Source organism: Streptomyces sp. NPDC059866 (assembly GCF_042731325.1).
In the GTDB taxonomy this organism is placed as follows: domain Bacteria; phylum Actinomycetota; class Actinomycetes; order Streptomycetales; family Streptomycetaceae; genus Streptomyces; species Streptomyces flavusporus.
In genome coordinates this window covers 332,965-359,376 of sequence record NZ_JBHWJT010000001.1, presented here as the reverse complement: position 1 = coordinate 359,376, position 26,412 = coordinate 332,965, and the positions used below count along the sequence as shown (strand labels likewise).

Sequence of the window (26,412 nt, the reverse complement as noted above, 5' to 3'; positions counted from 1 at the left end):
GCACGGGAGGCGTGCCGTACCCTCGTGCTCAGTCAGGCACCTAGGTTGAAGGACTCACGTGGCAGAGGCGGAGCGCATCATCGGTACGCCGGACACCCCGGACGCGGCGCGGGCCGAGCAGGACCGGCCCGGCGACGACGCGGCGCAGGGTGAGCGGTCGGGCTCCGAGCCGGCACAGACCCCGGCCGGCGGTTCCGGGGCGGATGAGCAGTCGGCTCCGGCCGAACGGCCCCGGGGCAAGCGGCGGATCGCCGTGCTGTTCGGGGTCGCCGTGTTCGCGTACGCCCTCGACCTGATCAGCAAGATCATCGTGGTGGCCGAGCTGGAGCACCACGACGCGATCGAGATCTTCGGGGACTGGCTGAGGCTGGACGCCATCCGCAACCCGGGCGCGGCGTTCGGCTTCGGCCAGGCGTTCACGATCATCTTCACGGTGATCGCGGCAGCCGTGATCGTCGTGATCGTCCGGCTCGCCCGCAAGCTGTACAGCCTGCCGTGGGCGATCGCGCTCGGTCTGCTGCTCGGCGGTGCGCTCGGCAACCTCACCGACCGGATCTTCCGCTCGCCGGGAGTCTTTCAGGGCGCGGTCGTCGACTTCATCGCGCCCAAGCACTTCGCCGTCTTCAACCTCGCCGACTCGGCGATCGTGTGCGGCGGCATCCTGATCGTGCTGCTGTCCTTCAAGGGTCTGGACCCGGACGGGACCGTCCACAAGGACTGAGGGCCGAGGGCCGGCCGACAGGCTGACGTCCGGCGGTGTCGGACCCGTCCGGCATACTCGACGGGTGAGCACGATTCCCGAGATCCGTACCCTGCCCGTGCCGGACGGCCTGGAGGGCGAGCGCGTCGACGCCGCCATCTCCCGCATGTTCGGTTTCTCCCGTACCAAGGCCGCCGAGCTGGCAGCGGCGGGGAAGGTCACGGTCGACGGCTCGGTGGTGGGCAAGTCCGAGCGGGTGCGAGGCGGTGCCTGGCTCGAGGTCGAGATGCCGCAGGCGCCCGCGCCGGTGCAGGTGGTGGCCGAGCCGGTCGAGGGCATGGAGATCGTGCACGACGACGATGACGTGGTCGTGATCGTGAAGCCGGTGGGCGTGGCGGCGCATCCGAGTCCGGGCTGGTCCGGGCCGACGGTCATCGGCGGGCTGGCGGCGGCCGGCTACCGGATCTCCACGTCGGGTGCCGCGGAGCGGCAGGGCATCGTGCACCGGCTCGACGTCGGTACGTCGGGACTGATGGTGGTCGCCAAGTCCGAGCGCGCGTACACCTCGCTCAAGCGCCAGTTCAAGGAGCGCACGGTCGACAAGCGCTACCACACCCTGGTGCAGGGCCATCCCGATCCGACCAGCGGCACCATCGACGCGCCCATCGGCCGCCATCCGAATCACGACTACAAGTGGGCGGTCACGGCCGACGGCAAGCCGTCCGTCACGCACTACGACCTGATCGAGGCGTTCCGCGCGGCCTCCCTGCTCGACGTGAAGCTGGAGACCGGCCGCACGCACCAGATCCGCGTCCACATGGCCGCGCACCGCCACCCCTGCGTCGGCGACCTGACGTACGGCGCCGACCCGACGCTCGCCAAGCGGCTGCACCTGACCCGCCAGTGGCTGCACGCCGTACGCCTCGGTTTCGAGCACCCGGGGGACGGCCGGTGGGTCGAGTTCGCCTGCGACTACCCCGCCGACCTGCAGAAGGCCCTGGACCAGGTCCGCGAGGAGACGTACGGATGACCCCGCGTGGGTGGGGCTCGCCGTCGGCGGCTTCCCTGCGGTTGTAGCCCTTCGTCAGCCTCGTTCCGGCCTCGGGGTGTCCACCGCTCGGCGTGGCGCCGCGCCGTCGGGGGAGCGGCGGTTGCCGTTCGAGCCGGGGGGCAGGATCGCGTCCGCCGTGTTGACGCGGGGCAGGGCGTACGGGTGGTGGCGGACCAGCCAGCCGATCATCTGTTCGCGGACCGTGACCCGTACCGTCCAGACGTCGTCCGCGTCCTTCGCGGTCACCAGGGCCCGTACCTCCATGGTGTTGGGAGTGGTGTCCGTGACGTCCAGTCCGTAGTGGCGGCCGTCCCAGGCCGGGCACTCGCGCAGGATGTCGCGGAGCTTCTCGCGCATCGCGTCGACCGGAGCCGTGTGGTCGAGGTGCCAGTAGACGATGCCGGTCATCTGGGGGGTGCCGCGGGACCAGTTCTCGAAGGGCTTCGACGTGAAGTAGGAGACCGGCATGGTGATGCGGCGTTCGTCCCAGGTACGGACCGTGAGGTACGTCAGGGTGATCTCCTCGACCGTGCCCCACTCACCGTCCACCACGACCGTGTCGCCGAGGCGCACCATGTCGCCGAACGCGATCTGCAGCCCCGCGAACAGGTTGCTCAGCGTGGACTGCGCCGCCACACCGGCGACGATGCCGAGGATGCCCGCCGAGGCCAGCAGCGAGGCGCCCGCCGCGCGGAACGCGGGGAACGTCAGCAGCATCGCGGCGATGGCCACCACACCCACGATCGCCGCGACCACCCGCATGATCAGCGTCACCTGGGTGCGCACCCGGCGGACCCGGGCCGGATCGCGCTGGGCGCGGGAGTTGGCGTAGCGCGTGTACGACGTCTCGACGACCGCCGCCGCGATCCGGATCACCAGCCATGCCGCCGACCCGATCAGGACCAGTGTCAGGGCGCGGCCGATGCCGACCCGGTGGTCCTGGAGCAGCTGCGCCGAGTCGTACGACGCTCTCAGCAGCGCCGCGCACAGCACGAGCTGGTACGGGATGCGGCCGCGCCGCAGCAAGCCCCACAGCTGGGTCTCGGGGTGCCGTTCGTCGGCCTTGCGCAGCAGCCGGTCGGTGGCCCAGCCGATCAGCAGGGTGAGCAGAACCGAGCCGCCGACCACGATCAGCGGGCGGAGTATGTTCTCCATGCCCACGAACGTAACCGGCCGGGGCGGGCACTGAACATGTGATTTCAACTCCGTTCTGGGTACCGCCCGGACCTGCGTTGTCGTACCCGGCTGGCACCATGGCCTCATGAACATCATGCTGTTTCACTCGACCTACGGCCTCAGACCCGCGGTGCGCGCCGCGGCGGACCGGCTGCGTTCGGCCGGTCACGAGGTGTGGACGCCGGACCTCTTCGACGGGCGGACGTTCGAGACGGTCGAGGACGGCATGGCGTTCAAGGAGGAGATCGGCAAGGACGAACTGCTCAGACGTGCCGTGCTGGCCGCCGCGCCCTATTCCGAACGGGGGCTGGTGTACGCCGGGTTCTCGCTGGGCGCCTCCATCGCGCAGACGCTTGCGCTGGGCGACGAGAAGGCGCGTGGCCTGCTGCTCCTGCACGGCACGTCGGACCTCGCGCCGAACACGTCCGTGGACGACCTCCCGGTCCAGCTGCATGTCGCCGAGCCGGATCCGTTCGAGACGGACGACTGGTTGAGCGCCTGGTATCTGCAGATGGGCAGGGCGGGGGCCGATGTGGAGGTCTACAGATACGCCGGGGCCGGGCACCTGTACACCGACCCTGAACTGCCCGACTACGACGAGGAGGCCGCCGAGGCCACCTGGCGGGTGGCGCTCGGCTTCCTCGACAGTCTCTGACCGGCGGTTACACCGGGTCGTACGTCCGCTCGACCTTCTGTGTGCCGCTGAGCGTGCGGTACGAGCGGCTCCAGGACGAGGTCGCGTCGGCCTTCGTGCGGTCCGAGAGGACGTAGTAGTCCATCTGCGCGCGGTCCGCGGTGATGTCCAGGACGCCGTAGCCGTGGCGGTCGGTGTCGACCCAGTGGACATGCCGGTTGGCCGCCCGGATGACCGGCGAGGCGACGGCGGAGACGGTGCCCTGGGGGACCTTCACGAGGTCGTCGAGGTTGTCGGACGTGACCGAGGTGACCACGAACTCCGTGGCGGCGGACGCCGACAGCGGGTACGTACCCGCGTTCACCGGCACGTCGTTGGCCCACGCCATGTGGATGTCGCCGGTGAGGAAGACGGTGTTGCGGATGGCGTTCGCGCGCAGGTGCGCGAGGAGTTCACGGCGGTCGTCGGTGTAGCCGTCCCACTGGTCGGTGTTGAGGGCGAGGCCCTCCTGGGGCAGGCCCAGCAGTTTGGCGAGCGGCTTCAGCAGCTCTGCGGAGAGCGAGCCGATGGCGAACGGTGAGATCATCACCGAGTTGCCGACCAGCCGCCAGGTGGTGTCGGAGGACGACAACCCGGCCTTCAGCCAGTCGAGTTGGGCCCGCCCGGTGAGCGTACGGTCCGGGTCGTCCACGTCGCCGTTGCCGACGGAGGCCTGCTGCGAGCGGAAGGAGCGCAGGTCGAGCAGGGAGAGGTCGGCGAGCTTGCCGAAGCGCAGCCGGCGGTAGGTCGTGCCGGCGACGGCCGGGCGCACCGGCATCCACTCGAAGTAGGCCTGCTTGGCGGCCGCCTGGCGTCCGGCCCAGGCGCCCTCGGCGCCCTCGGTGTGGTTCTCGGCACCGCCCGACCAGGTGTCGTTGGCGATCTCGTGGTCGTCCCAGATCGCGACGACCGGGGCCGCGGCGTGCAGCGCCTGGAGGTCGGGGTCGGTCTTGTAACGGCCGTGCCGGGTGCGGTAGTCGGCGAGGGTGAGGATCTCGTGGGCGGGGGCGTGCGGTCGTACGACGGTGCCGCGCGTGCCGTACTCGCCGGTGCCGTACTCGTAGATGTAGTCGCCGAGGTGCAGCCAGGCGTCCAGGTCACCGCGGGCCGCGAGGTGGCGGTACGCGGCGAAGTAGCCGGCCTCCCAGTTGGCGCAGGAGACCACGCCGAAGCGGAGGCCCGCGACGGCCGCATCGTTGGCGGGCGCGGTGCGGGCGCGGCCGGCCGGGGAGTCGGTGCCGCCCGCCGAGAAGCGGAACCAGTAGTCGGTGGCGGGGGCGAGGCCGCGGATGTCCGCCTTGACGGTGTGGTCGGTGGCGGCGGTTGCGGTGGTGGAGCCCTTGGCGACGACGTTGGTGAACGACTTGTCCCTGGCCACGACCCAGCTCACCCGGACGTCCGGGCCGAGTCCGGAGCCGGGTATCGCCTCCGCGGTGGGGGTCACGCGGGTCCACAGCAGGATGCCGTCGGGGAGGGGGTCGCCGGAGGCGACGCCGTGCAGGAAGGCGGGGGCCTCGGTGGCCGCGCGGGCGGGCAGGGCACCGGCCAGCGGAGCGGCGAGGACGGCTCCGGTCGCGGCGGCCTTGACGACCGTACGGCGGCGCGGCGCAAGGGAATTGAGCTGTTCGGATGATCTGTATCGACTGGTCACAGCCGATCAGGTTACTGATCGGTATGAACAAGAGCGGGCGAACTGGCAAAAGTTCGCCCGCTCTTCAGCTGTCAGCCCCGATGGTCGAGCTGATCGGCCTTACGACTTGCCGTGCTTGGAGGCGCAGTAGTCCCTGTCCCCGTTCGCGCCGTCCCTGACGCAGATCTCGACCGTCACCTTGATGCCCTCGGCGATCGACAGGTCCTTGCGCGCGCAGGAGTTGCCGGAACCGTTGGTGTCTTCCAGCGGGATGTTGTAGGAAGCGTCGGAGCCGACCCAGATGATGCGCCCGCTCGCTCGCTTGCCGTCGGCCCGGTTGTCGCAGACGGTGAATATCTCGCCCTCGGCCGCGAAGCCGGCGGCAGCCGAGTTCCACGGGTCGCTGGTGTCGACGTACACGTCAGTGCCGGCGGAGGCCGGGCTGCCGGCGAGGAGGACGGCGGCAGCCCCTGCAAGGAAGCTGCCGCTCAGGGTCTTGGTGCGGAACTTCAAGTTGGTTCCCCCCATGTCAGGTGATCTCTGGTCAGAAGATCACTTGAGTGGCATGCGTATGTCACGTGAACGGGAAGTGTCAATCGAGTTGAATGCGATCAGGCCACCTCCATGCTGGAGGTGGCCTGGTCGAGTGCCGGCTATGCCTTGAGGGCGGCCTCTATCGCGGAGTTGAACTCGTCGGCCGTCATCGGGGCGTTCTGTCCGTCCGAGCCGGTGAGCTTCTTGCCGTCCATGACGAGGCTCGGCGTGCCGCTGACGCCGTCCTTGTTCGTGTTGAACGTCTGCGACATGGCCAGGGCCCAGGCGTCGTACGTGCCGTTCTTGACGGCATTCTGGAACTTCGTGTTGTCCTTCAGGGCGTCGACCGAGTCCGCCACCTCGATCAGGTAGTCGTCGCTCTTGAACTTGTCGTCGGACTCCTCGGGGTGGTACTTCGCCGAGTAGAGCGCCTCCTTGTACTCCAGGAAGGCCTCGGGGCTGACGTTCAGCGCCGCGCCGAGGGCGCTCATCGCATTCTTGGAGCCCTCGCCCCGAGAACCGACCTCCAGCTTTCCGTCCTCTTCGGTGTCGCCGTCCAGGAACGTGCCACCGACGAACTGGAGCTTGTACTTTCCTTCGTCGTAATCCTTCTTGACCGTCGAGCCGACGGCCTGCTCGAACGCGGCGCAGACCGGGCAGCGCGGGTCCTCGTACAGCTTCAGGGTCTTCTTCGCACTGTCCTTGCCGATGACGACGGTCGTGCCGTTCTTGCCGGTCGTGTTGGCCGGAGCGACGATCTTCTCGTCCAGCGCGGCCTCCCACTGGCTGGGCTTGTTGGCCTGGACGACGGCGTAGCCGATGCCGCCGGCCACCGCGAGGACGCCGACGACCGAGCAGGCGACGATGATCTGCCGCCTGACCTTGGCCCGCTTGGCCTCGCGCTCACGCTCGATACGCAGCCGCTCCCGGGCCGCCGTCTTCGCCGCCTGGCTGTTCCGCTTGCTCATGGTGGTGATCTCCGTGTGGGACGCGCACATGTCGTACGCGGGATACGTGTGAGGGGGTGGTCGTGCTCGGGGCGCCGCTCGGACGAGAGCGACCATGGTGCGCTCAGTCGGCGGCAACCGTGGTGCCGCTCAGGCGAGGGCGGCCGAGCACGGCGGTCCACGCCGTCCCAGGGAGTGGGCGAGAAGCAGGTCGCGGGCGGTGGCCGTACGGCGGGTGGGGCGGGGCAGCCGGGGCGCCGCCGAGGCGCGCCGTACCGTCACCGCGGCGACCGCCAGCAGCAGCGGGCGGAAGGTGGTCGCGGCCGTGGCGCACAGCAGCTGGGCCAGCGCACGCTCGCCGCGGCTCAGCCAGGCCGCCGCCAGCAGCCCCACGCCGACGTGCGCGCCGAGCAGCAGCCAGGCCGTCTCCGGGTGGGCGTCCGCGAGCAGGGCGGCGACCCGGTCCGTGCCGGTGGTGCCGGCCATGCGGGCCAGCGGGGCGCCCACCTCGCCGCCGCACAGCACGTCCAGGCCGACCGAGCGCAGCGGGCCCGCGACGGGGCCGCCCGCCCGGCCGTAGCAGGCGTGCTGGCCGGCGGTGAACACCGTGTCGGCGGCCAGTTCCAGCGGGATCAGCAGGGCGGCGATCCGCCCGAAACCGCGTTCACGGCCGGCCAGGACGTACGCGATCACGAACACGGTGGCGGCGATCGCCGCCACCGTGCCCGCCGGTAGCGGGGCCCGGGACAGCAGCACGTGCGACGTGGTGCTGAGGGTCACGACCACGGCCGTGAACAGCGCCGCGCGTACGGCTCTGAGGTGCGTCCCGGATATGTCCATAGCGGGGAGAGTGTGTCACGGACTCCTGTAAGGGACTCCTAAAGGGTCCCTGTGAAACGGGTGGGGGATCGGTGTTCGGTCACAGGCCGGGGATCCGGCCGTTGCGGAACAGGTCCACGAAGATCTGGTGGTCGGCACGCGCGCGTGCGCCGTAGCTGTGCGCGAAGTCGACCAGAAGCGGCGCGAGGCCCTCCTCGTCGGAGGCGATGGCCGCGTCGATGGCCCGCTCCGTGGAGAACGGCACCAGATCCGAATGGCCGCTTTCGTCGTCCGCGGCGGAGTGCATCGTGGCCGTCGCCCGGCCCAGGTCGGCGACGACCGCGGCGATCTCCTCCGGGTCGTCGATGTCGCCCCAGTCGAGATCGACGGCGTACGGCGACACCTCGGCGACCAGCTGGCCCGCGCCGTCCAGCTCGGTCCAGCCCAGCCACGGGTCGGCGTGCGCCTGGAGCGCGCGCTGGGAGATGACCGTGCGGTGGCCCTCGTGCTGGAAGTACTCCCCGATCGCAGGGTCGGTGATGTGCCGGGAGACGGCCGGGGTCTGGGCCTGCTTGACGTAGATCACGACGTCGTTCTCCAGGGCGTCGCTGTTGCCCTCCAGCAGGATGTTGTACGACGGCAGGCCGGCCGAGCCGATGCCGATGCCGCGGCGGCCGACGACGTCCTTCACCCGGTACGAGTCCGGGCGGGCCAGCGAGGACTCCGGCAGCGTCTCCAGGTAGCCGTCGAAGGCGGCCAGCACCTTGTAGCGGGTGGCCGCGTCGAGCTCGATGGTGCCGCCGCCGGGAGCGAACCTGCGTTCGAAGTCGCGGATCTCGGTCATCGACTCCAGCAGCCCGAACCGGGTCAGCGAGCGGGCGTCGCGCAGGGCGTCGAGCAGCGGGCCCTCGGCGGTGTCCAGGGTGAAGGGCGGCACCTCGTCGCTCTTGGCGCCTGTGGCCAGGGCGTGGATGCGCTCACGGTAGGCGGCCGCGTAGATCGTCACCAGCTCGGTGATCTGCTCGTCGCTGAGTGCCTTCGCGTACCCGACGAGGGCGATGGAGGCGGCGAAGCGCTTCAGGTCCCAGGTGAAGGGGCCGACGTATGCCTCGTCGAAGTCGTTGACGTTGAAGATCAGACGACCGGTCGAGTCCATGTACGTGCCGAAGTTCTCCGCGTGCAGGTCGCCGTGGATCCACACGCGCGAGGTGCGCTCGTCCAGGTACGGACCGCCGCGCTTCTCCGCGTCGAGGTCGTGGTAGAAGAGGCACGCCGTGCCCCGGTAGAAGGCGAAGGCCGAGGCCGCCATCTTCCGGAACTTCACGCGGAACGCGGCCGGGTCGGCGGCGAGCAGCTCGCCGAACGCGGTGTCGAAGACGGCGAGGATCTCCTCACCGCGTTGCTCGTCATTGAGCTGCGGAAACGACATCGCTGGGTGCCTCCTGGTGCGGGGGTGGTACGTGACCTGTGAGACGGATGGTCCATGCCCGGGGCACGGATCACCCGCCATCTTCCAACGTTCGAAGGTACGCGGGAGTGCCCGCGGAATGTCAGTGCCGAGGCATAGACTTCGACGCTGTCCCCCAGACTGTCCGCAGCCTGTCGGACCCCCGTCGACGTATGTTTTCCTTGGAGGCCGCAGCCGTGTCAAAGCCGCCGTTCACGCACCTGCACGTCCACACCCAGTACTCGCTGCTGGACGGTGCCGCGCGGCTGAAGGACATGTTCAACGCCTGTACCGAAATGGGCATGACACACATCGCCATGTCCGACCACGGCAACCTCCACGGGGCGTACGACTTCTTCCATTCCGCAAAGAAGGCCGGAATCACTCCGATCATCGGGATCGAGGCCTATGTCGCCCCCGAGTCCCGGCGCAACAAGCGCAAGATCCAGTGGGGCCAGCCGCACCAGAAGCGGGACGACGTCTCCGGTTCGGGTGGTTACACCCACAAGACGATGTGGGCCGTGAACAAGACGGGCCTGCACAACCTCTTCCGGCTCTCCTCCGACGCGTACGCCGAGGGCTGGCTGCAGAAGTGGCCCCGGATGGACAAGGAGACCATCTCCCAGTGGTCCGAGGGGATCGTCGCCTCCACCGGCTGCCCCTCCGGCGAGGTCCAGACCCGGCTGCGCCTCGGTCACTTCGACGAGGCCCTGAAGGCGGCCGCCGACTACCAGGACATCTTCGGCAAGGACCGTTACTTCCTGGAGCTGATGGACCACGGCATCGAGATCGAGCGCCGGGTCCGCGACGGCCTGCTGGAGATCGGCAGGAAGCTCGGCATCCCGCCGCTGGTCACCAACGACTCGCACTACACGTACGCCCACGAGGCGGGGGCGCACGACGCCCTGCTGTGCATCCAGACCGGCAAGAACCTCTCCGACCCCGACCGCTTCAAGTTCGACGGCACCGGCTACTACCTGAAGTCCACGGACGAGATGTACGCCATCGACTCCTCGGACGCCTGGCAGGAGGGCTGCGCCAACACGCTCCTCGTCGCCGAGATGGTCGACACCACCGGCATGTTCGAGAAGCGCGACCTCATGCCCAAGTTCGACATCCCCGAGGGCTACACCGAGGTCACCTGGTTCCAGGAGGAAGTCCGCCGCGGCATGGAGCGCCGCTTCCCGGGCGGCGTCCCCGAGGACCGCCAGAAGCAGGCCGAGTACGAGATGGACGTCATCATCTCGATGGGCTTCCCGGGCTACTTCCTCGTGGTCGCCGACTTCATCATGTGGGCCAAGAAGCAGGGCATCGCGGTCGGCCCCGGCCGGGGCTCCGCGGCCGGCTCGATCGTCGCCTACGCCATGGGCATCACCGACCTCGACCCGATCCCGCACGGCCTGATCTTCGAGCGGTTCCTCAACCCCGAGCGCATCTCGATGCCCGATGTCGACATCGACTTCGACGAGCGTCGGCGCGTCGAGGTGATCAGGTACGTGACCGAGAAGTACGGCGCCGACAAGGTCGCCATGATCGGCACCTACGGCACCATCAAGGCCAAGAACGCGATCAAGGACTCCGCGCGCGTGCTGGGCTACCCGTACGCGATGGGCGACCGCCTCACCAAGGCCATGCCCGCCGACGTCCTCGGCAAGGGCATCCCGCTGTCCGGCATCACCGACCCGCAGCACCCGCGCTACTCGGAGGCGGGCGAGATCCGGGCGATGTACGAGAACGAGCCCGACGTCAAGAAGGTCATCGACACCGCCAAGGGCGTCGAGGGCCTGGTCCGGCAGATGGGTGTGCACGCGGCCGGCGTGATCATGTCCAGCGAGACCATCACCGATCACGTCCCCGTCTGGGTCAGGCACACCGACGGCGTGACCATCACGCAGTGGGACTACCCGAGCTGTGAGTCGCTCGGCCTGCTGAAGATGGACTTCCTGGGCCTGCGCAACCTGACCATCATGGACGACGCCGTCAAGATGGTGAAGGCCAACAAGGGCATCGACATCGACCTGCTGTCGCTGCCGCTGGACGACCCCACGACCTTCGACCTGCTCCAGCGCGGCGACACCCTCGGCGTCTTCCAGTTCGACGGCGGTCCGATGCGCTCGCTGCTGCGGCTGATGAAGCCGGACAACTTCGAGGACATCTCCGCCGTGTCGGCCCTGTACCGGCCGGGCCCGATGGGCATGAACTCCCACACGAACTACGCGCTGCGCAAGAACGGCCAGCAGGAGATCACGCCGATCCACCCCGAGCTGGAGGAGCCGCTCAAGGAGGTCCTGGACGTCACCTACGGCCTGATCGTCTACCAGGAGCAGGTGCAGAAGGCCGCCCAGATCATCGCGGGCTACTCGCTCGGCGAGGCCGACATCCTCCGCCGTGTGATGGGCAAGAAGAAGCCCGAGGAGCTGGAGAAGAACTTCGTCATCTTCCAGGGCGGCGCCCGCAAGAACGGCTACAGCGACGAAGCGATCCAGGCGCTGTGGGACGTGCTGGTCCCGTTCGCCGGCTACGCGTTCAACAAGGCGCACTCCGCGGCGTACGGACTGGTCTCGTACTGGACCGCGTACCTGAAGGCGAACCACCCCGCCGAGTACATGGCCGCCCTGCTCACCTCGGTCAAGGACGACAAGGACAAGTCGGCGGTCTACCTCAACGAGTGCCGCCGCATGGGCATCAAGGTGCTCCCGCCGAACGTCAACGAGTCCGAGTCCAACTTCGCCGCGCAGGGCGACGACGTGATCCTCTTCGGCCTGTCCGCCGTGCGCAACGTCGGCACCAACGTCGTCGAGTCGATCATCAAGTGCCGCAAGGCCAAGGGGAAGTACGCCTCCTTCCCCGACTACCTCGACAAGGTCGAGGCGGTCGTCTGCAACAAGCGCACCACGGAATCGCTGATCAAGGCCGGCGCCTTCGACTCGATGGGCCACACCCGCAAGGGACTGACGGCGCAGTACGAGCCGATGATCGACAACGTGGTCGCGGTCAAGCGCAAGGAGGCCGAGGGCCAGTTCGACCTCTTCGGCGGCATGGGCGAGGACGACACCAGCGAGCCCGGGTTCGGGCTCGACGTGGAGTTCTCCACCGAGGAGTGGGACAAGACCTATCTCCTCGCCCAGGAGCGGGAGATGCTCGGCCTGTACGTCTCCGACCACCCGCTCTTCGGTCTGGAGCACGTGCTGTCGGACAAGGCCGACGCGGGCATCGCCCAGCTCACCGGCGGTGAGCACGCGGACGGCGCGGTCGTCACCATCGGCGGCATCATCTCGGGCCTCCAGCGCAAGATGACCAAGCAGGGCAACGCCTGGGCGATCGCCACCGTCGAGGACCTCGCGGGCTCCATCGAGTGCATGTTCTTCCCGGCGACCTACCAGCTGGTGTCGACCCAACTCGTCGAGGACGCCGTGGTGTTCGTCAAGGGCCGCCTCGACAAGCGGGAGGACGTGCCGCGCCTGGTCGCGATGGAGCTGATGATTCCCGACCTGTCGAACGCGGGCACCAACGCGCCCGTGGTGCTCACCATCCCGGCGACGAGGGTCACCCCGCCCATGGTCAGCCGGCTCGGCGAGATCCTCAGTCACCACAAGGGCGACAGCGAGGTGCGCATCAAGCTCCAGGGGCCGACCAGGACGACCGTGCTGCGGCTGGACCGGCACCGGGTGAAGCCGGATCCGGCACTGTTCGGCGATCTGAAGGTGCTGCTGGGTCCGTCCTGCCTCGCAGGCTGAGCAGGCGCAGGCTGAGCAATCGGCGTACGCGAGGGGCGCATCCGATGCCGGATGCGCCCCTTGTCATGTGCCTGGGCTGCAACAGCCCGTCATGCAGCTGTCAGTTGTGGCCGAAGCGCTTGTGCCGCCCCTTGCGGGCCATGTCGCCGGGCGTCACCTGCGCGGCGCCCTCCTCGGCATCCGGCTCCAGCGAGGACTGCCGTCCCTCGTGCTGGCCGCGCTCGGACCGGGGCTGCTTTCGGTCACGGTTCTTGTTCTTGGCCATGGTGATGCCTCCTGTGGGGGATCTAGGGGCCAGGGCCGGGACCAGATTCACATAGGCTGACAACGAATGCATTTCGGATAATTACCGTATGTAACAGGCCTTGTCGTCGAGGGAATCCCGGAAACGCCACGCCGAAGATCGAGTTCGGGCCGTTAACCCACGCGTGGTCGGGCAGACTCGAAGCAAGCCCGAAGCAAACCTCCCGGGAAGAGGGTGAGTCGTGTGGACCGCTGCATCGTCCTGGTGGACGCCGGGTATCTGCTGGGGGCCGCCGCAAGTCTCCTTGCCGGAGAGCCCTCGCGGTCCCGCATCACCGTCGACCACACCGCCCTCATCCACGGCCTGCGTGAACGCGCCGAGTCCGACACGGAACGGCCGCTGCTGCGCATCTACTGGTTCGACGGTGCCCCCGACCGCGTCCCCCAGCCCGAACACCGCAGGCTGCGCGTGATGCCCCGGGTCACGGTCCGGCTCGGCGCGCTGACCCGCAGTGACGGCCGCTGGAACCAGAAGGGCGTCGACGCCGCCATGCACGCCGAGCTCACCGAGCTGGCCCGCAACCGCGCCTGCTCCGACGTCGTCCTGGTCACCGGCGACGGCGATCTGCTGCCGGGCATGATGGCGGCCAAGGAGCACGGGGTCGCCGTACACCTGTGGGCCGTGCAGGCCGCCGACGGTGACTACAACCAGTCCGAGGATTTGGTCGCCGAGGCCGACGAGCGGCGGGTGCTCGACCGGGCGTGGATCATCAAGGCCGTACGGGCCAGGGACCTGGGCGGGGTGTGCGCCCCGCCGCCCGCGCCGCGGCCCGAGATCGCCGCGATCCTCTCCGCTCCGCTGCCCGACGCCTCGCTCGCCCCGGCCGCCGAGCGGACCGTCCAGGAGCCGCCGCACCCCGCGCCGGCCGCGGCGCAGAACGGCGGCGAGGAGCGGGTGCCGGCGCCCAAGGGTGTACCGACGCCGAAGGACCTGGCCGCGCTGCGGGCTCCTGGTGCCCAGGCCGCCCAGCATCCCGCCACCGCGACCCTGCGCTGGTCCTCCGACAAGGGGTGGGTGGACCGGCCCGGGGCGGCCGCCGAACCGCCCGAGGTCGCGACGATGCCGACACTCGCGCAGCTCACCACCGCGGAGCAGCGCTGGGCCGACCGTGAGGAGGACATCACGACGGTCGGCGGGGACCCCTACGAGGTGGGGCAGGTGTTCGCCCGGCGGTGGATGTCCCGGCTCGGCGACCAGGGGCATCTGCAGAAGCTGTCCGGGATGTATCCGCGGATCCCGCACCGGATCGACGGGGAGCTGCTGCGGTACGCCGCCCGGTTCGGGCTGCTGGCGCACAAGGACGACCAGATCGACGAGCACGACCGGTATGCGATCCGGGCGGGTTTCTGGCGCGAGGTGGATGTGCGCACGGCCGCGGAGCACGCCCCTGCGGGGGAGTAGCGGCCTGCGAGCGGGGATCTGGTCGGCGTGGCTGATTCCGGTCTGGCCGGAATGACTGATTCCGGGCGTTCTGGGTCAAGAGGCCGCCCCGAGCGTGGGCACAGGGCGCGGACCCCGTAGTCTCGTCCCTTGTGAGTACGCGTGCGGCACAGGCCTTCCGGGACAGTGGCGAGGTCGTGTGCGCGGTACGCGGACTGACCAAGACCTACCCCGCGGTCCGCGCGCGGCGCGGGGCACCGGGAACGCCCGAGGTGCGGGCCACCGACGACGTACGGCTGGAAGTGCGGCGGGGTGAGATCTTCGGGCTGCTCGGGCCGAACGGAGCCGGCAAGTCCACCCTCGTACGACAGCTCACCGGGCTGATGCGGCCCGACCGCGGCAGTGTCGAGATCCTCGGGCACGACATCGTGCGCCATCCGGAGCGTGCCTCGCGCCTTCTCGCCTACCTCGGGCAGGAGTCCACCGCCCTCGACGAACTCACGGTGTCCCTTGCCGCCGAGACCACCGGGCGGCTGCGCGGCCTGGACGTGCGGCGGGCGCGGGCCGAGCGGGACGCCGTACTCGACGAACTGGGGCTGACCGAGATCGCCGGGCGGCCGCTGAAGAAGCTGTCCGGCGGGCAGCGGCGGCTGGCCTGTGTCGCGGCGGCGCTGGTGGGGGAGCGGCCGCTGCTCGTCCTCGACGAGCCGACCGCCGCCATGGACCCGGTGGCCCGCCGGGCGGTGTGGTCCGCCGTCGACCGGCGGCGCGGCGAACGCGGGACGACCGTGGTGCTGGTCACCCACAACGTCATCGAGGCCGAGACCGTGCTCGACCGGGTCGCCGTCCTGGACAGGGGACGCGTGATCGCCTGCGACTCGCCCTCCGGGCTGAAGGAGCGGGTCGCCGGCGAGGTGCGGGTCGAGCTGGTGTGGCGGGAGCGGGCGCCGCTCGACGTGCCCGAGGTGGCCGCGCTGCGGGACCGGGCCGTGGAGTCCGGGCGCCGCTGGACGCTGCGGCTGGCCCCCGACGAGGCCCGCGCGGTCGTGTCCACGGTCACCGGCGGGGCCGCCTTCGCCGCCCTCGACGACTTCACGCTGGCCACGCCGAGCCTGGAGGACGTGTACATGGCGCTGGGCGGCGCCGCCGAGCAGGGACTGGTGAAGGCGTGAGCGAGCGGGCCGTGAGCGCGTCGGTCTTGAATGGAGGGGCCGTCGTATCCGTACGGAACAGGGCGACCGCCGAAGTGAACCCCAGAAAGGGGAGCAGCGCGACGTGAGTGCCGTACCCACAGAGGTTCTGCCGGGCAGTGCCCGGGCCCTGGACGGTCCGGTCGTGGGCCCGGCCGAACTCGCGCCGCCCGCGCGGCTGTGGCCGTCCCTCGCGGCCGTGTACCGGGCACAGCTGTCCCGGGCCCGGGTGGCCCGGATTCCGCTGCTGTTCGTGGCGACCTTCCAGTCCGTCGGCATCATGATCATGATGCGCGGGGTCGTGGACGGCGGGGGCGAGGCCCAGGCGGTGGTGGCCGGCTCGTCGGTCGTGGTCGTCGCCTTCGTCGCGCTGAACCTCCTCGCGCAGTACTTCGGACAGCTCCGTGCCACCGGCGGGCTCGACCACTACGCCACGCTGCCGGTGCCGCCCGCGGCGGTGGTGCTGGGGGCGGCGGGGGCGTACGCGTCCTTCACCGTGCCGGGGACGCTGGTGACGGCCGTCTTCGGGTGCGTGCTGTTCGGGCTGCCGCTGACCAACCTGTGGATCCTGCTCGCGGTGATCCCGCTGGCCGGCGCGGCGCTCTCCGGGCTCGGCGCGGCCTTCGGGCTGCTGGCGCCGCGGCCGGAGCTGGCCACGCTGCTGGGGCAGCTGGGGATGTCGGCGGCGCTGCTCCTCGGCGTGCTGCCGCCGGAGCGGATGCCGGAGATCGTGCGGTTCGCACGGGATCTGCTGCCGTCGACGTACGGGGTGGAGGCGTACGCGCGGACCTTCTCGGCCAGCCCCGAGTGGGTCATGGTCGCCGGTGACCTCGCGGTCTGTGCGGGGGTCGGGGTGATCTCGCTGGCCGCCGCCACCTGGGCGTACCGCCGGGCTGCCGTCCGGTGACGCGCCGCCCGGGCAGGCCTGGCACGATGTCAGGGTGACAGCTCCGTTGACACCGCCTCCGCCGCCGCATGAACAGTCCTCGCACGGTGCGTGGCCGCCTGCCCCCGGCGGGTCCGGACATGTGGTCGGCGCGCCTGATCACGTCGCTCACGGAACCAAGGATCAGGACGGTCCCGGGATGAAGACCGAAGTGCGGGAGGCCGCCGTGATCACGGTGGCGGTGGCGCTCGGTGGGGCACTGCTCGGCGTGCTGTGGTGCTGGCTGGCGCCGCGGGTGCCGCTGGTCGGCGAGGTGGTGGACGACTCGTGGGTCGTGTACCTCAAGGACACCGAGGGGGAGCAGTCGATCGGGGTCGACGGAACGTTCACTCTGCTGGCGATGGCGTTCGGGTTCGTCAGTGCGGTCGTGGTGTTCGTGCTGCGGCGGCGTGGGGGCGTGCCGGTGGTGGTGGCGCTGGGGGTCGGGGGGTTGCTCGGGTCGTTGCTCGCCTGGCGGGTGGGGGTGTGGCTCGGGCCCGCGCAGGATGTGTTGGCGCAGGCCAAGAGTGTGGGCAAGGGGGTGACGTTCTCGGCGCCGTTGAGGTTGGGGGCGAAGGGGGCGTTGCTGGCGTGGTCCCTGGCCGGGTTGCTGGTGCATCTGGGGTTGACGGCGTTGTTCGGGCCTCGGGATCCGGAGCCGGTGGGGTATGGGGCGACGGGGTATGAGCGCCCGTAGAGGGGTCGGCGTCGGTGCTGGAGCCGGGGTCGCGCAGCCCGGCGCTGACGAGGTGCCGCCCGCGCCCACCCGTGCCGCCCTGGGGTCCCCCCAGGCCCTTAAGGCACTGGGGGAGGCACGAATGCCCGCGGTTTGACGGGGTTCCGCAGCTACGTCGTCAGGCTGGGCGGTGGCCGTGGTTTGAGCGGCGTTTTTTGATGCGCCACTTCCGCTTGCGTGTTTTCTTCGACATGCCCTTTCTGATTAGCCGAGGAAGGGCATGTCGTCGAGAGGTTACGCGCGGCCGATCCGGGCCAGGGTGGCGTTGGTGAGGTTGGCCAGGTCGTGGGGGGAGAGTTCGGCCTCCAGGCCGCGGCGGCCGGCCGAGATGCAGATCGTGGGGTGGGTGGTGGCCGAGGCGTCCAGGACCGTGGGGAGTTTCTTGCGCTGGCCCAGGGGGGAGATGCCACCCCGGACGTAGCCCGTCGTGCGTTCCGCGAGGGTCGGGTCGGCCATCGTGGCCCGTTTGCCGCCCACCGCCGAGGCCAGGGCCTTCAGGTCCAGGGAGCCGGCCACCGGGACCACGGCCACGGTCAGGGTGCCGTCGACGTCCGCGACCAGCGTCTTGAAGACCCGGTCCGGTGAGACGCCCATCGCCTCGGCCGCCTCCTCGCCGTAGGACGGGTGGGCGGGGTCGTGGTCGTAGGAGTGGATCGTGTGGTCCACGCCCGCGGCCGTCAGCGCCACCGTCGCGGGCGTGCCGCCGGACTGCTGCTGTTTCTTCGCTGCTTTCTTCGCCATCCGGGGTGTTTCCCTGTTCAGTTCAGACTCGTCGGGCCGCGCGTCAGGTCCGACGCGGGCAGTGACGGCAGGCTACGGATGACGGCCGTCTCGGAGCGAAGGAGTTTCAGTTCGTCGCGCAGGCGGGACGCGGTGTCCGGCGCCTGCAGGAGCCGTTGCTTGGTCGGGATGTCGTGCATCATCGCCGCCGCCACCAGGTACGACACCACGGACGGTTCGTCCGGCAGGTCCCCGTCGGTGGTCAGCGACCGCTCCCGCGCTCCCGCCAGCCGCTTCTGGTACTGGCGGAACGCGCGCAGCACGCCCTCGGCCAGCGCCCCCGCCTCGTCCCCCGGCTCCTCCGGCAGCTCCTCCAGCTCGGCCGTCAGATACGGCCCCGACGCGTCCACCGACCGCAGCCGCACCCGGGTCGTCCCGGTCGCCAGTACCTCGAACGTGCCGTCGGGACGCTCCCGGATCGTCGCGGCGTCGGCCACGCAGCCCACGCCGTGGAAGGCCTTGGCCGGGTCGCTGCCGAAGCCGGCCGCGGGTCCCCGCTCGGGCAGGGCCGTCGGGTCGGGCATGCCGGGCGCGCTCGGTGCCACCTCATGGCCGTCGCGGATCGCCACGACGGCGAAGCGGCGCGGTTCGTCCTCGGGGGTCTTCAGGAGCGCGCGCATCATGGCGCGATAGCGCTCCTCGAAGATGTTCAGGGGGAGCACGAGCCCCGGGAACAGCACCGAGTTCAGGGGGAAGAGCGGCAGTCGGACGGTGGTCACGACGCAAGAGCCTAATGGTCGCCGGAGGGCGCGCGTCCGCCGCGCACGTTCCGTGGGCCGGTGAGCCCGCTCAGTTGCGCCGCAGCAGCCGGGTCGCCCCCGCCGCCACCGTCGTCGCGAGGACCCAGCCCAGCAGGATCAGTGCGGCCGCCAGCCACTGCCAGCCGCCGTGCAGCTGCCAGTAGCCCACCTGGCCCAGCTCGATGACCGGAAGCAGCAGGTCGAGCGCGAAGAGGGCCGGGTTCCAGGGCGGGTCCCCGGCATTGGCGCCGGTCCGGGGCCGCCCGGCGTACCAGAAGGCGAGCGAGCCCGCCGCCCACAGCACCGCCATCCACACCGCGGCCCGCCCCGGCCGGTATCCGTAGGCCACCGTCAGGTCCTGCGCGTACCCCCAGAGCTTGGCGGCCGGCGGCAGGGTCTCGCGGCGGCGGCGCTGTTTGGCGAGCAGCACCTCGCGGGCGTCCTCGTCCTCACCGCCGTTGCGCAGTACGGCGGCCAGGCGCTCGTACGGCTCCGGGTGGTACTCGGCGGTGGCGGCGGCCACCCAGTCGAGGCGCTCGGACAGCGGGAACGGGCCCTGCGGCACCAGGTTCTCGTAAGCGAAACCCGGCATGTGCAGATTGCCCGGACCCGGCCAGCTACCCGCCCGGTCGACGAGGTTGACGATCCGCGCCCCGGACAGCACGACCTTGCCGTGCTGCGGCTGCTCCCCGAGGAAGCGCAGCTCGGGCACCTGGACGCGGCGCAGCGACAACTCCTGCTCGTCGGTGAAGGTGAAGCGGGCGCGTTCGAGGTCGACCGCGTCGCCGAACCGGCCGTCGTCCAGCCGCACCCCGCCCTGGCACTCGAACCGCTGGATCCGGGTCCCGCGCGCGGGCGTCGTGCCGCTCAGCTGGATGCTGCCGACGGCCGCCGGGCTGAGGTACAGGGTGCGTTCGACGGTCAGCTGGGGCGCGTTCAGGGCGAGGCGGGTGTACGGGTTGCGCAGCCGGGCCCCGCGCAGGCTGAGCGAGACGCCGACCTGCGCGCCGCGCAGACTCAGCTCGCCGTACGACTCCAGCATCTCGGCCTGCAGGTCCTGGCCGACGGTCATGCCGTCCGCGACGATCGAGCGGCCGGTGCGGTCCCGGTGGACGACGGCCTGGTTGAGCAGCAGGTCGGTGCCGATCTGCGCGTCGGTCAGCCGGACCCCGCCCAGGAAGCGGCAGCGCGGAAGGTGCAGGTCGCCCTCGGTGTGCACCCGGGCCGCCTCCAGCCGCGGCACCGAGCAGTTCACCAGCCGTACGGTCTTGAACCGGGCCTCCGGGAGCAGGACCTCCTGCTCGAAGCGGCAGTCCCGCAGCTCGACGTAGGGCGTCACCGAGCCGCCCGCGAGGTCCAGGCTGCCGCTGATCCGCACGCCGGTCAGCTTCAGCGAGGAGACGCGGCCGGCGAGGGCGGGCGGTCCGTCGAGGAGCAGCCAGCACACCATGCGGGCCCGCACGGTCCGCTCGGGGCCCCACGGATGCCCGCCGTGCGGATCGTCGACGACGGTGTCCCCGCTGCTCAGGTCGTATGCGGTGCCGTTGCGGAAGGCCTGCCACATGCCGGCCTCGGCGGCGGTCAGATCGTCCGGCAGGTCCCCGTCCCGGGTGCCGGCCCCCTCGCTCACGGTGCTTCTTCCTCCTGAATACTCATGGGTTACTCATGGGTTTCGTACAATCGTTCATGCCCGCTGAGTGACGATCCGAACGCAAACCGTGAAGAGGATCTTCCGTGTGCTGTATCAACCATTGATACGCGCGAACGGCGTCCCATCCGGGTCTGCGAGAATTGAGCACGTGATCTCCCGAATCGATCTGCGCGGCGACGCCCTCCCGGAGGGCCCCGCCTTGCGCGACCTGCTGCCCCGAGCCGACTTCGACGTCTCGGCCGCCCTGGAGAAGGTGCGTCCGATCTGCGAGGCCGTGCATCATCGGGGCGACGCGGCGCTGATCGACTTCGCCGAGAAGTTCGACGGTGTGAAGCTCGACCAGGTGCGGGTGCCGGCCGCGGCGCTGACCCGTGCCCTGGAGGAACTCGACCCGGCCGTGCGCGCGGCCCTGGAGGAGTCCGTCCGTCGCGCCCGCCTCGTCCACCGCGAGCAGCGCCGCACGTCCCACACCACCCAGGTCGTGCCCGGCGGCTCGGTGACCGAGAAGTGGGTGCCGGTGGACCGCGTGGGGCTGTACGCCCCCGGCGGCCGGTCCGTCTACCCGTCCTCCGTGATCATGAACGTCGTGCCCGCCCAGGAGGCCGGCGTCGAGTCGATCGCGCTCGCCTCGCCCGCCCAGGCCGAGTTCAACGGCCTGCCGCACCCGACGATCCTCGCCGCGTGCGCGCTGCTGGGCGTCGACGAGGTGTACGCCGCCGGCGGTGCCACGGCCGTCGCGATGTTCGCGTACGGGACCGAGTCCTGCCCGCCCGCCAACATGGTGACCGGCCCCGGCAACATCTGGGTCGCCGCCGCCAAGCGCTACTTCACCGGCAGGATCGGCATCGACGCCGAAGCCGGCCCGACCGAGATCGCGATCCTCGCGGACGAGACGGCCGATCCGGTGCACGTCGCCTCCGACCTGATCAGCCAGGCCGAGCACGACCCGCTCGCCGCCGCCGTCCTCGTCACCGACTCCCTCGAGCTGGCGGACGCGGTGGAGAAGGAGCTGGAGCCGCAGGTCGCGGCCACCAGGCACATCGAGGACCGGATCCGCCCGGCGCTCAGCGGCAAGCAGTCCGCGGTCGTGCTGGTGGACGGGATCAAGGAGGGGCTGCGCGTTGTCGACGCGTACGGCGCCGAGCACCTGGAGATCCAGACCCGCCAGGCCTCCGAGGTCGCCGACCGGGTCCGCAACGCGGGTGCGGTCTTCATCGGCCCCTGGGCGCCCGTCTCGCTCGGCGACTACGCGGCCGGCTCCAACCACGTCCTGCCCACCGGCGGCTGTGCCTGCCACTCCTCGGGCCTGTCCGTGCAGTCCTTCCTGCGTGGCATCCACATCGTCGACTACACGCGGGACGCACTGGCCGAGGTCGCGCACCACGTGGTGACGCTGGCGGAGGCGGAGGACCTGCCGGCGCACGGCGCGGCGATCAAGGCGAGGTTCGGCTGGAAGGTACCCGAGGGCAAGTGACAGGCATCGACGATCTCCCCGTACGGGACGAGCTGCGCGGCAAGTCCCCCTACGGCGCGCCCCAGTTGGACGTCCCCGTACGGCTCAACACCAACGAGAACCCCTACCCGCTGCCCGAGCCGCTGGTCGAACGGATCGCCGAGCGGGTGCGCGAGGCGGCCCGGAACCTCAACCGCTACCCGGACCGGGACGCGGTCGAGCTGCGCACGAAGCTCGCCGAGTACCTGACGAACACGTCCGGCTACGAGATCGGCCCGGCGAACGTCTGGGCCGCCAACGGCTCCAACGAGGTCATCCAGCAGCTGCTGCAGACCTTCGGCGGGCCGGGCCGCACGGCGATCGGCTTCGAACCGTCGTACTCGATGCACGGCCTGATCGCGCGCGGCACGGGCACCGGCTGGATCTCCGGCCCCCGGAACGACGACTTCACCATCGATCTCGCGGCGGCCGAGAAGGCCATCGTCGAGAACCAGCCCGACGTCGTCTTCATCACCACCCCCAACAACCCCACGGGCAACGCGGTTCCGCCCGAGACGGTCCTCGCGCTGTACGAGGCCGCGCAGGCGGCGAAGCCGTCGATGGTGGTGGTCGACGAGGCGTACATCGAGTTCAGCCACGGCACCTCGCTGCTGCCGCTGCTTCAGGGCCGCCCGCACCTCGTCATCTCGCGGACCATGTCGAAGGCGTTCGGGGCGGCCGGCCTGCGCCTCGGCTATCTCGCCGCGCACCCGGCCGTCGTGGACGCGGTGCAGCTCGTACGGCTGCCGTACCACCTGTCGGCCGTCACCCAGGCGACCGCGCTGGCCGCACTGGAGCACACCGACACCCTGCTCGGCTATGTCGAGCAGCTGAAGGCCGAGCGGGACCGGCTGGTCACCGAACTGCGCGCGATCGGCTACGAGGTGACGGAGTCCGACGCGAACTTCGTACAGTTCGGGCGGTTCCCGGACGCCCATGAGGCCTGGCGGAAGATCCTCGACCGGGGCGTCCTGGTCCGGGACAACGGCGTACCGGGGTGGCTGCGGGTCACCGCCGGAACCCCCGAAGAGAACGACGCGTTCCTCGACGCGGTCCGTGAACTGGTGAGCTTTGTGGGGGACACCCCCACACCCCCGAAGGAGCAGAACGCATGAGCCGCGTAGGACGCGTGGAACGAGTCACGAAGGAGACCTCGGTCCTCGTCGAGATCGACCTCGACGGGTCCGGGAAGGTCGATGTGTCGACAGGAGTCGGCTTCTACGACCACATGCTCGACCAGCTCGGCCGACACGGTCTGTTCGACCTGACCGTGAAGACCGAGGGCGACCTGCACATCGACTCGCACCACACCATCGAGGACACCGCCCTCGCGCTGGGCGCCGCCTTCAAGCAGGCGCTCGGCGACAAGGTGGGGATCTACCGCTTCGGCAACTGCACGGTCCCGCTGGACGAGTCCCTCGCCCAGGTCACCGTCGACCTCTCCGGCCGCCCGTACCTCGTGCACACCGAGCCCGAGAACATGGCGCCGATGATCGGCGAGTACGACACCACGATGACCCGGCACATCCTGGAGTCCTTCGTCGCGCAGGCGCAGATCGCGCTGCACGTGCACGTGCCGTACGGCCGCAACGCACACCACATCGTGGAGTGCCAGTTCAAGGCGCTGGCGCGGGCGCTGCGCTACGCCAGCGAGCGTGACCCGCGCGCGGCCGGCATCCTGCCTTCCACGAAGGGCGCGCTGTGAACGGCACCTCGACCGTCCTGATCGTCGTCGGCCTCTTCCTCGTCGGCGGCATCGTCTCCTTCGTGAAGCAGCAGATGCCGAAGGGGCTGATCGTGCTGCTCTCCATCGGCGCCGCGATGTGTCTGGTCGCGGGCGTCCTGCGGCTGGAGGTGTGGAATTGAGCACCAAGAACGCCAAGAACGTCGTGGTGTTCGACTACGGCTTCGGCAATGTGAGGTCCGCCGAACGCGCCCTCGCGCGCGTGGGAGCCGATGTCGAGATAACCCGCGACTTCGACAGGGCCATGAACGCGGACGGCCTCCTGGTGCCCGGCGTCGGTGCCTTCGCCGCCTGCATGACGGGCCTGAAGGAGGCGCGCGGCGACTGGATCGTCGACCGGCGGCTGGCCGGCGGGCGCCCCGTGATGGGCATCTGCGTCGGTATGCAGATCCTCTTCGCGCGCGGCATCGAGCACGGCGTGGAGACCGAGGGCCTCGACGAGTGGCCCGGCGCGGTCGAGCCGCTCCAGGCCGACATCGTGCCGCACATGGGCTGGAACACCGTCGAGGCGCCGGCCGACTCCGAGCTGTTCGCCGGCCTGGACGCGGACGCGCGCTTCTACTTCGTGCACTCCTACGCCGTCCACGACTGGACCCTGGAGACGTACAACCCGACGCTGACCGCCCCCAAGGTGACCTGGTCGACGCACGGCAAGCCGTTCGTGGCCGCCGTCGAGAACGGTGCCCTGTGGGCCACGCAGTTCCACCCCGAGAAGTCCGGCGACGCCGGAGCGCAGCTGCTCACCAACTGGATCGGAACCCTGTAGAGACATGGCCAAGCTCGAACTCCTCCCCGCCGTCGACGTCCGCGACGGTCAGGCCGTCCGCCTGGTGCACGGCGAGTCCGGCACGGAGACCTCGTACGGCTCTCCCCTGGAGGCCGCCCTCGCCTGGCAGCGGGCGGGCGCCGAGTGGCTGCACCTGGTCGACCTGGACGCCGCCTTCGGCACCGGCGACAACCGGGAGCTGATCGCCGAGGTGGCCAAGGCGATGGACATCAAGGTGGAGCTGTCCGGCGGCATCCGCGACGACGCCTCCCTCGCGGCCGCCCTCGCGACCGGCTGCACGCGCGTGAACCTCGGTACGGCCGCCCTGGAGACCCCCGACTGGGTCGCCAAGGTCATCGCCGAGCACGGTGACAAGATCGCGGTCGGTCTCGACGTACGCGGCACGACTCTGCGCGGCCGCGGCTGGACCCGCGACGGCGGTGACCTCTACGAGACGCTGGAGCGCCTCAACCAGGAGGGCTGCGCGCGGTACGTGGTCACCGACATCGCCAAGGACGGCACGCTGCAGGGCCCGAACCTGGAGCTGCTGCGCAACGTCTGCGCCGCGACCGACCGCCCGGTCGTGGCCTCCGGCGGCGTGTCCTCGCTCGACGACCTGCGGGCCATCGCCGAGCTGGTGCCGCTGGGCGTGGAGGGCTCGATCGTAGGGAAGGCGCTGTACGCGAAGGCGTTCACCCTGGAAGAAGCCCTGGAGGCTGTGTCGTCATGACGTCCGATGCCGTGCGGCGCGTGCAGAGCGGAAGCCCCTGGGAGGAGTCCTTCGGTTTCGCGCGTGCCGTCGCGGCGGGAGACCGCGTCCTGGTGGCGGGCACCACGTCCTTCAAGGGCCATGTGCTGTACGGGGAGGGCGACCCGTACGAGCAGGCCAAGGTCGCCTTCACCAGCGCGATCGAGGCGATCGGCGAGTTCGGGCTCGGCATCGAGTCCGTGGTCCGTACGAGGATGTACCTGACCCACGCGCGTGACGTGGACGAGGTGGGCCGGGCCCACAAGGATCTCTTCGACGCAGTACGGCCGGTCTCGACCCTCCTGGTCGTGGAGGGCTTCGTCGACCCGCGCATCCTGGTCGAAGTGGAAATAGAAGCATTCAGAGGAGCCGAGCAGTCATGACCCTGGCGGTCCGAGTCATCCCCTGCCTGGACGTCGACAACGGCCGGGTCGTCAAGGGTGTCAATTTCCAGAACCTGCGCGACGCGGGCGACCCCGTCGAGATGGCGAAGGTGTACGACGCCGAAGGCGCCGACGAGCTGACGTTCCTGGACATCACGGCGTCGTCGGGCAACCGCGAGACGACGTACGACGTGGTGCGCCGCACCGCCGAGCAGGTGTTCATCCCGCTCACCGTCGGCGGTGGCGTGCGCACGGCCGAGGACGTGGACAAGCTGCTGCGGGCGGGCGCCGACAAGGTGGGCGTGAACACGGCCGCGATCGCCCGCCCCGACCTCATCCGCGAGATCGCAGAGCGCTTCGGCCGCCAGGTCCTGGTTCTTTCCGTGGACGCCCGGCGCACCGAGTCGGGCTCCTTCGAGGTCACGACCCACGGCGGCCGCCGCGGCACCGGTCTCGACGCCGTCGAGTGGGCGCACCGGGCCGCCGAGCTGGGTGCGGGGGAGATCCTGCTCAACTCGATGGACGCGGACGGCACGAAGGACGGCTACGACCTCGAGATGATCGCCGCGGTACGCAAGCACGTGACGGTACCGGTGATCGCCTCCGGCGGCGCGGGCAAACTGGCCGACTTCCCGCCGGCGATCGCCGCGGGGGCGGACGCCGTACTGGCGGCGTCGGTCTTCCACTTCGGCGATCTGCGCATCGGCGAGGTGAAGGCGACGCTGCGGGGGGCGGGGCATCCCGTCAGGTAGGCGGAGCTGAGCCCCGGCCGTCGGCCGGGGCTTTCCCATGGGCAGGTGCACAAGGAAAATTGCGCAAAATATATTGTGCAACTTTTCTTTCGTATCTACGGTGGCGT

The 26,412-nt window shown here is 70.2% G+C and carries 26 protein-coding genes; 16 read left to right on the top strand and 10 right to left on the bottom strand.

Annotated elements, in window-relative coordinates:
• Positions 1-58: 58 nt before the first annotated feature.
• A complete protein-coding gene (lspA, locus tag ACFV7R_RS01680; RefSeq protein ID WP_385258641.1) occupies positions 59-721 on the top strand; it encodes a signal peptidase II in 663 nt (220 codons plus the stop codon).
• Positions 722-785: 64 nt separating this feature from the next.
• Positions 786-1,730: an RluA family pseudouridine synthase gene (locus tag ACFV7R_RS01675; RefSeq protein ID WP_385258638.1), complete on the top strand. Its 945-nt coding sequence runs from the start codon at positions 786-788 to the stop codon at positions 1,728-1,730.
• A 54-nt stretch (positions 1,731-1,784) separates the two neighbouring features.
• Here the strand turns inward: ACFV7R_RS01675 and ACFV7R_RS01670 are convergent, their stop codons facing one another.
• Positions 1,785-2,906 (bottom strand): mechanosensitive ion channel family protein, encoded by a 1,122-nt coding sequence (locus tag ACFV7R_RS01670; RefSeq protein WP_385258637.1) that lies wholly within the window; start codon positions 2,904-2,906, stop codon positions 1,785-1,787.
• A gap of 106 nt (positions 2,907-3,012) precedes the next feature.
• On the opposite strand from ACFV7R_RS01670, the gene ACFV7R_RS01665 reads away from it, so the two are divergent.
• On the top strand, positions 3,013-3,582 hold the full coding sequence (locus ACFV7R_RS01665; protein WP_385258635.1) for a dienelactone hydrolase family protein: 570 nt from the start codon (positions 3,013-3,015) through the stop codon (positions 3,580-3,582).
• 7 nt (positions 3,583-3,589) lie between these two features.
• Here the strand turns inward: ACFV7R_RS01665 and ACFV7R_RS01660 are convergent, their stop codons facing one another.
• The 5 genes from ACFV7R_RS01660 to ACFV7R_RS01640 all read right to left on the bottom strand — a co-directional run bounded on the left by ACFV7R_RS01660 (position 3,590) and on the right by ACFV7R_RS01640 (position 8,959).
• The gene (locus ACFV7R_RS01660; protein WP_385258633.1) at positions 3,590-5,251 is read right to left on the bottom strand and encodes an alkaline phosphatase D family protein; all 1,662 of its coding nucleotides are present in this window, start codon (positions 5,249-5,251) and stop codon (positions 3,590-3,592) included.
• Positions 5,252-5,350: 99 nt separating this feature from the next.
• The gene (locus tag ACFV7R_RS01655; RefSeq protein ID WP_385258630.1) at positions 5,351-5,743 is read right to left on the bottom strand and encodes a hypothetical protein; all 393 of its coding nucleotides are present in this window, start codon (positions 5,741-5,743) and stop codon (positions 5,351-5,353) included.
• Positions 5,744-5,883: 140 nt separating this feature from the next.
• Positions 5,884-6,732, bottom strand: coding sequence for a thioredoxin domain-containing protein (locus ACFV7R_RS01650; protein ID WP_385258628.1), 849 nt, complete (start codon positions 6,730-6,732; stop codon positions 5,884-5,886).
• Between the two features lie 129 nt (positions 6,733-6,861).
• Positions 6,862-7,551, bottom strand: a complete 690-nt coding sequence (locus ACFV7R_RS01645) for a hypothetical protein (protein ID WP_385258625.1) — start codon at positions 7,549-7,551, stop codon at positions 6,862-6,864.
• Between the two features lie 79 nt (positions 7,552-7,630).
• Positions 7,631-8,959 (bottom strand): DUF2252 domain-containing protein, encoded by a 1,329-nt coding sequence (locus ACFV7R_RS01640; RefSeq protein ID WP_385258622.1) that lies wholly within the window; start codon positions 8,957-8,959, stop codon positions 7,631-7,633.
• A gap of 215 nt (positions 8,960-9,174) precedes the next feature.
• Here ACFV7R_RS01640 and dnaE point away from each other — a divergent pair, with 215 nt between their 5' ends.
• Positions 9,175-12,714: a DNA polymerase III subunit alpha gene (dnaE, locus tag ACFV7R_RS01635; protein WP_129797391.1), complete on the top strand. Its 3,540-nt coding sequence runs from the start codon at positions 9,175-9,177 to the stop codon at positions 12,712-12,714.
• A gap of 100 nt (positions 12,715-12,814) precedes the next feature.
• Here the strand turns inward: dnaE and ACFV7R_RS01630 are convergent, their stop codons facing one another.
• A complete protein-coding gene (locus ACFV7R_RS01630; protein WP_385258620.1) occupies positions 12,815-12,979 on the bottom strand; it encodes a hypothetical protein in 165 nt (54 codons plus the stop codon).
• Positions 12,980-13,201: 222 nt separating this feature from the next.
• Between ACFV7R_RS01630 and ACFV7R_RS01625 the strand changes: the two genes are divergently transcribed.
• The 4 genes from ACFV7R_RS01625 to ACFV7R_RS01610 all read left to right on the top strand — a co-directional run bounded on the left by ACFV7R_RS01625 (position 13,202) and on the right by ACFV7R_RS01610 (position 17,210).
• Positions 13,202-14,419, top strand: a complete 1,218-nt coding sequence (locus tag ACFV7R_RS01625; RefSeq protein ID WP_385258619.1) for an NYN domain-containing protein — start codon at positions 13,202-13,204, stop codon at positions 14,417-14,419.
• A gap of 176 nt (positions 14,420-14,595) precedes the next feature.
• A complete protein-coding gene (locus ACFV7R_RS01620) occupies positions 14,596-15,570 on the top strand; it encodes an ABC transporter ATP-binding protein (protein WP_129797540.1) in 975 nt (324 codons plus the stop codon).
• Between the two features lie 103 nt (positions 15,571-15,673).
• The gene (locus tag ACFV7R_RS01615) at positions 15,674-16,495 is read left to right on the top strand and encodes an ABC transporter permease (protein ID WP_385258616.1); all 822 of its coding nucleotides are present in this window, start codon (positions 15,674-15,676) and stop codon (positions 16,493-16,495) included.
• Between the two features lie 34 nt (positions 16,496-16,529).
• Entirely contained in the window at positions 16,530-17,210 is a 681-nt protein-coding gene (locus ACFV7R_RS01610; protein ID WP_385258614.1) for an AAA family ATPase, read from the top strand.
• Between the two features lie 273 nt (positions 17,211-17,483).
• Here ACFV7R_RS01610 and ybaK read toward each other — a convergent pair whose 3' ends face one another.
• The 3 genes from ybaK to ACFV7R_RS01595 form a co-directional block, all read right to left on the bottom strand.
• Entirely contained in the window at positions 17,484-17,990 is a 507-nt protein-coding gene (gene ybaK / locus ACFV7R_RS01605) for a Cys-tRNA(Pro) deacylase (RefSeq protein ID WP_385258612.1), read from the bottom strand.
• Between the two features lie 17 nt (positions 17,991-18,007).
• Positions 18,008-18,748: an LON peptidase substrate-binding domain-containing protein gene (locus ACFV7R_RS01600; RefSeq protein ID WP_385258610.1), complete on the bottom strand. Its 741-nt coding sequence runs from the start codon at positions 18,746-18,748 to the stop codon at positions 18,008-18,010.
• A 70-nt stretch (positions 18,749-18,818) separates the two neighbouring features.
• On the bottom strand, positions 18,819-20,399 hold the full coding sequence (locus ACFV7R_RS01595) for an oxidoreductase (RefSeq protein WP_129797386.1): 1,581 nt from the start codon (positions 20,397-20,399) through the stop codon (positions 18,819-18,821).
• Positions 20,400-20,568: 169 nt separating this feature from the next.
• On the opposite strand from ACFV7R_RS01595, the gene hisD reads away from it, so the two are divergent.
• Genes hisD through hisF form a run of 8 tightly spaced genes read left to right on the top strand, consistent with a single transcriptional unit; the run spans position 20,569 to position 26,305 of the window.
• Positions 20,569-21,894, top strand: a complete 1,326-nt coding sequence (gene hisD / locus ACFV7R_RS01590; RefSeq protein WP_385258607.1) for a histidinol dehydrogenase — start codon at positions 20,569-20,571, stop codon at positions 21,892-21,894.
• Positions 21,891-23,027, top strand: a complete 1,137-nt coding sequence (locus ACFV7R_RS01585) for a histidinol-phosphate transaminase (protein ID WP_385258605.1) — start codon at positions 21,891-21,893, stop codon at positions 23,025-23,027. Before hisD ends, ACFV7R_RS01585 begins: the two co-directional genes overlap by 4 nt.
• Positions 23,024-23,617, top strand: a complete 594-nt coding sequence (hisB, locus tag ACFV7R_RS01580) for an imidazoleglycerol-phosphate dehydratase HisB (protein ID WP_030932889.1) — start codon at positions 23,024-23,026, stop codon at positions 23,615-23,617. The genes ACFV7R_RS01585 and hisB overlap by 4 nt, the downstream gene beginning before the upstream one ends.
• Positions 23,614-23,778: a hypothetical protein gene (locus tag ACFV7R_RS01575; RefSeq protein ID WP_165396167.1), complete on the top strand. Its 165-nt coding sequence runs from the start codon at positions 23,614-23,616 to the stop codon at positions 23,776-23,778. The genes hisB and ACFV7R_RS01575 overlap by 4 nt, the downstream gene beginning before the upstream one ends.
• The gene (gene hisH / locus ACFV7R_RS01570; protein WP_129797383.1) at positions 23,769-24,422 is read left to right on the top strand and encodes an imidazole glycerol phosphate synthase subunit HisH; all 654 of its coding nucleotides are present in this window, start codon (positions 23,769-23,771) and stop codon (positions 24,420-24,422) included. Before ACFV7R_RS01575 ends, hisH begins: the two co-directional genes overlap by 10 nt.
• 4 nt (positions 24,423-24,426) lie before the next feature.
• A complete protein-coding gene (priA, locus tag ACFV7R_RS01565; protein WP_385258602.1) occupies positions 24,427-25,152 on the top strand; it encodes a bifunctional 1-(5-phosphoribosyl)-5-((5-phosphoribosylamino)methylideneamino)imidazole-4-carboxamide isomerase/phosphoribosylanthranilate isomerase PriA in 726 nt (241 codons plus the stop codon).
• Positions 25,149-25,553: a RidA family protein gene (locus ACFV7R_RS01560; protein WP_385258599.1), complete on the top strand. Its 405-nt coding sequence runs from the start codon at positions 25,149-25,151 to the stop codon at positions 25,551-25,553. The genes priA and ACFV7R_RS01560 overlap by 4 nt, the downstream gene beginning before the upstream one ends.
• A complete protein-coding gene (gene hisF / locus ACFV7R_RS01555) occupies positions 25,550-26,305 on the top strand; it encodes an imidazole glycerol phosphate synthase subunit HisF (RefSeq protein WP_385258596.1) in 756 nt (251 codons plus the stop codon). Before ACFV7R_RS01560 ends, hisF begins: the two co-directional genes overlap by 4 nt.
• Positions 26,306-26,412 lie beyond the last annotated feature (107 nt).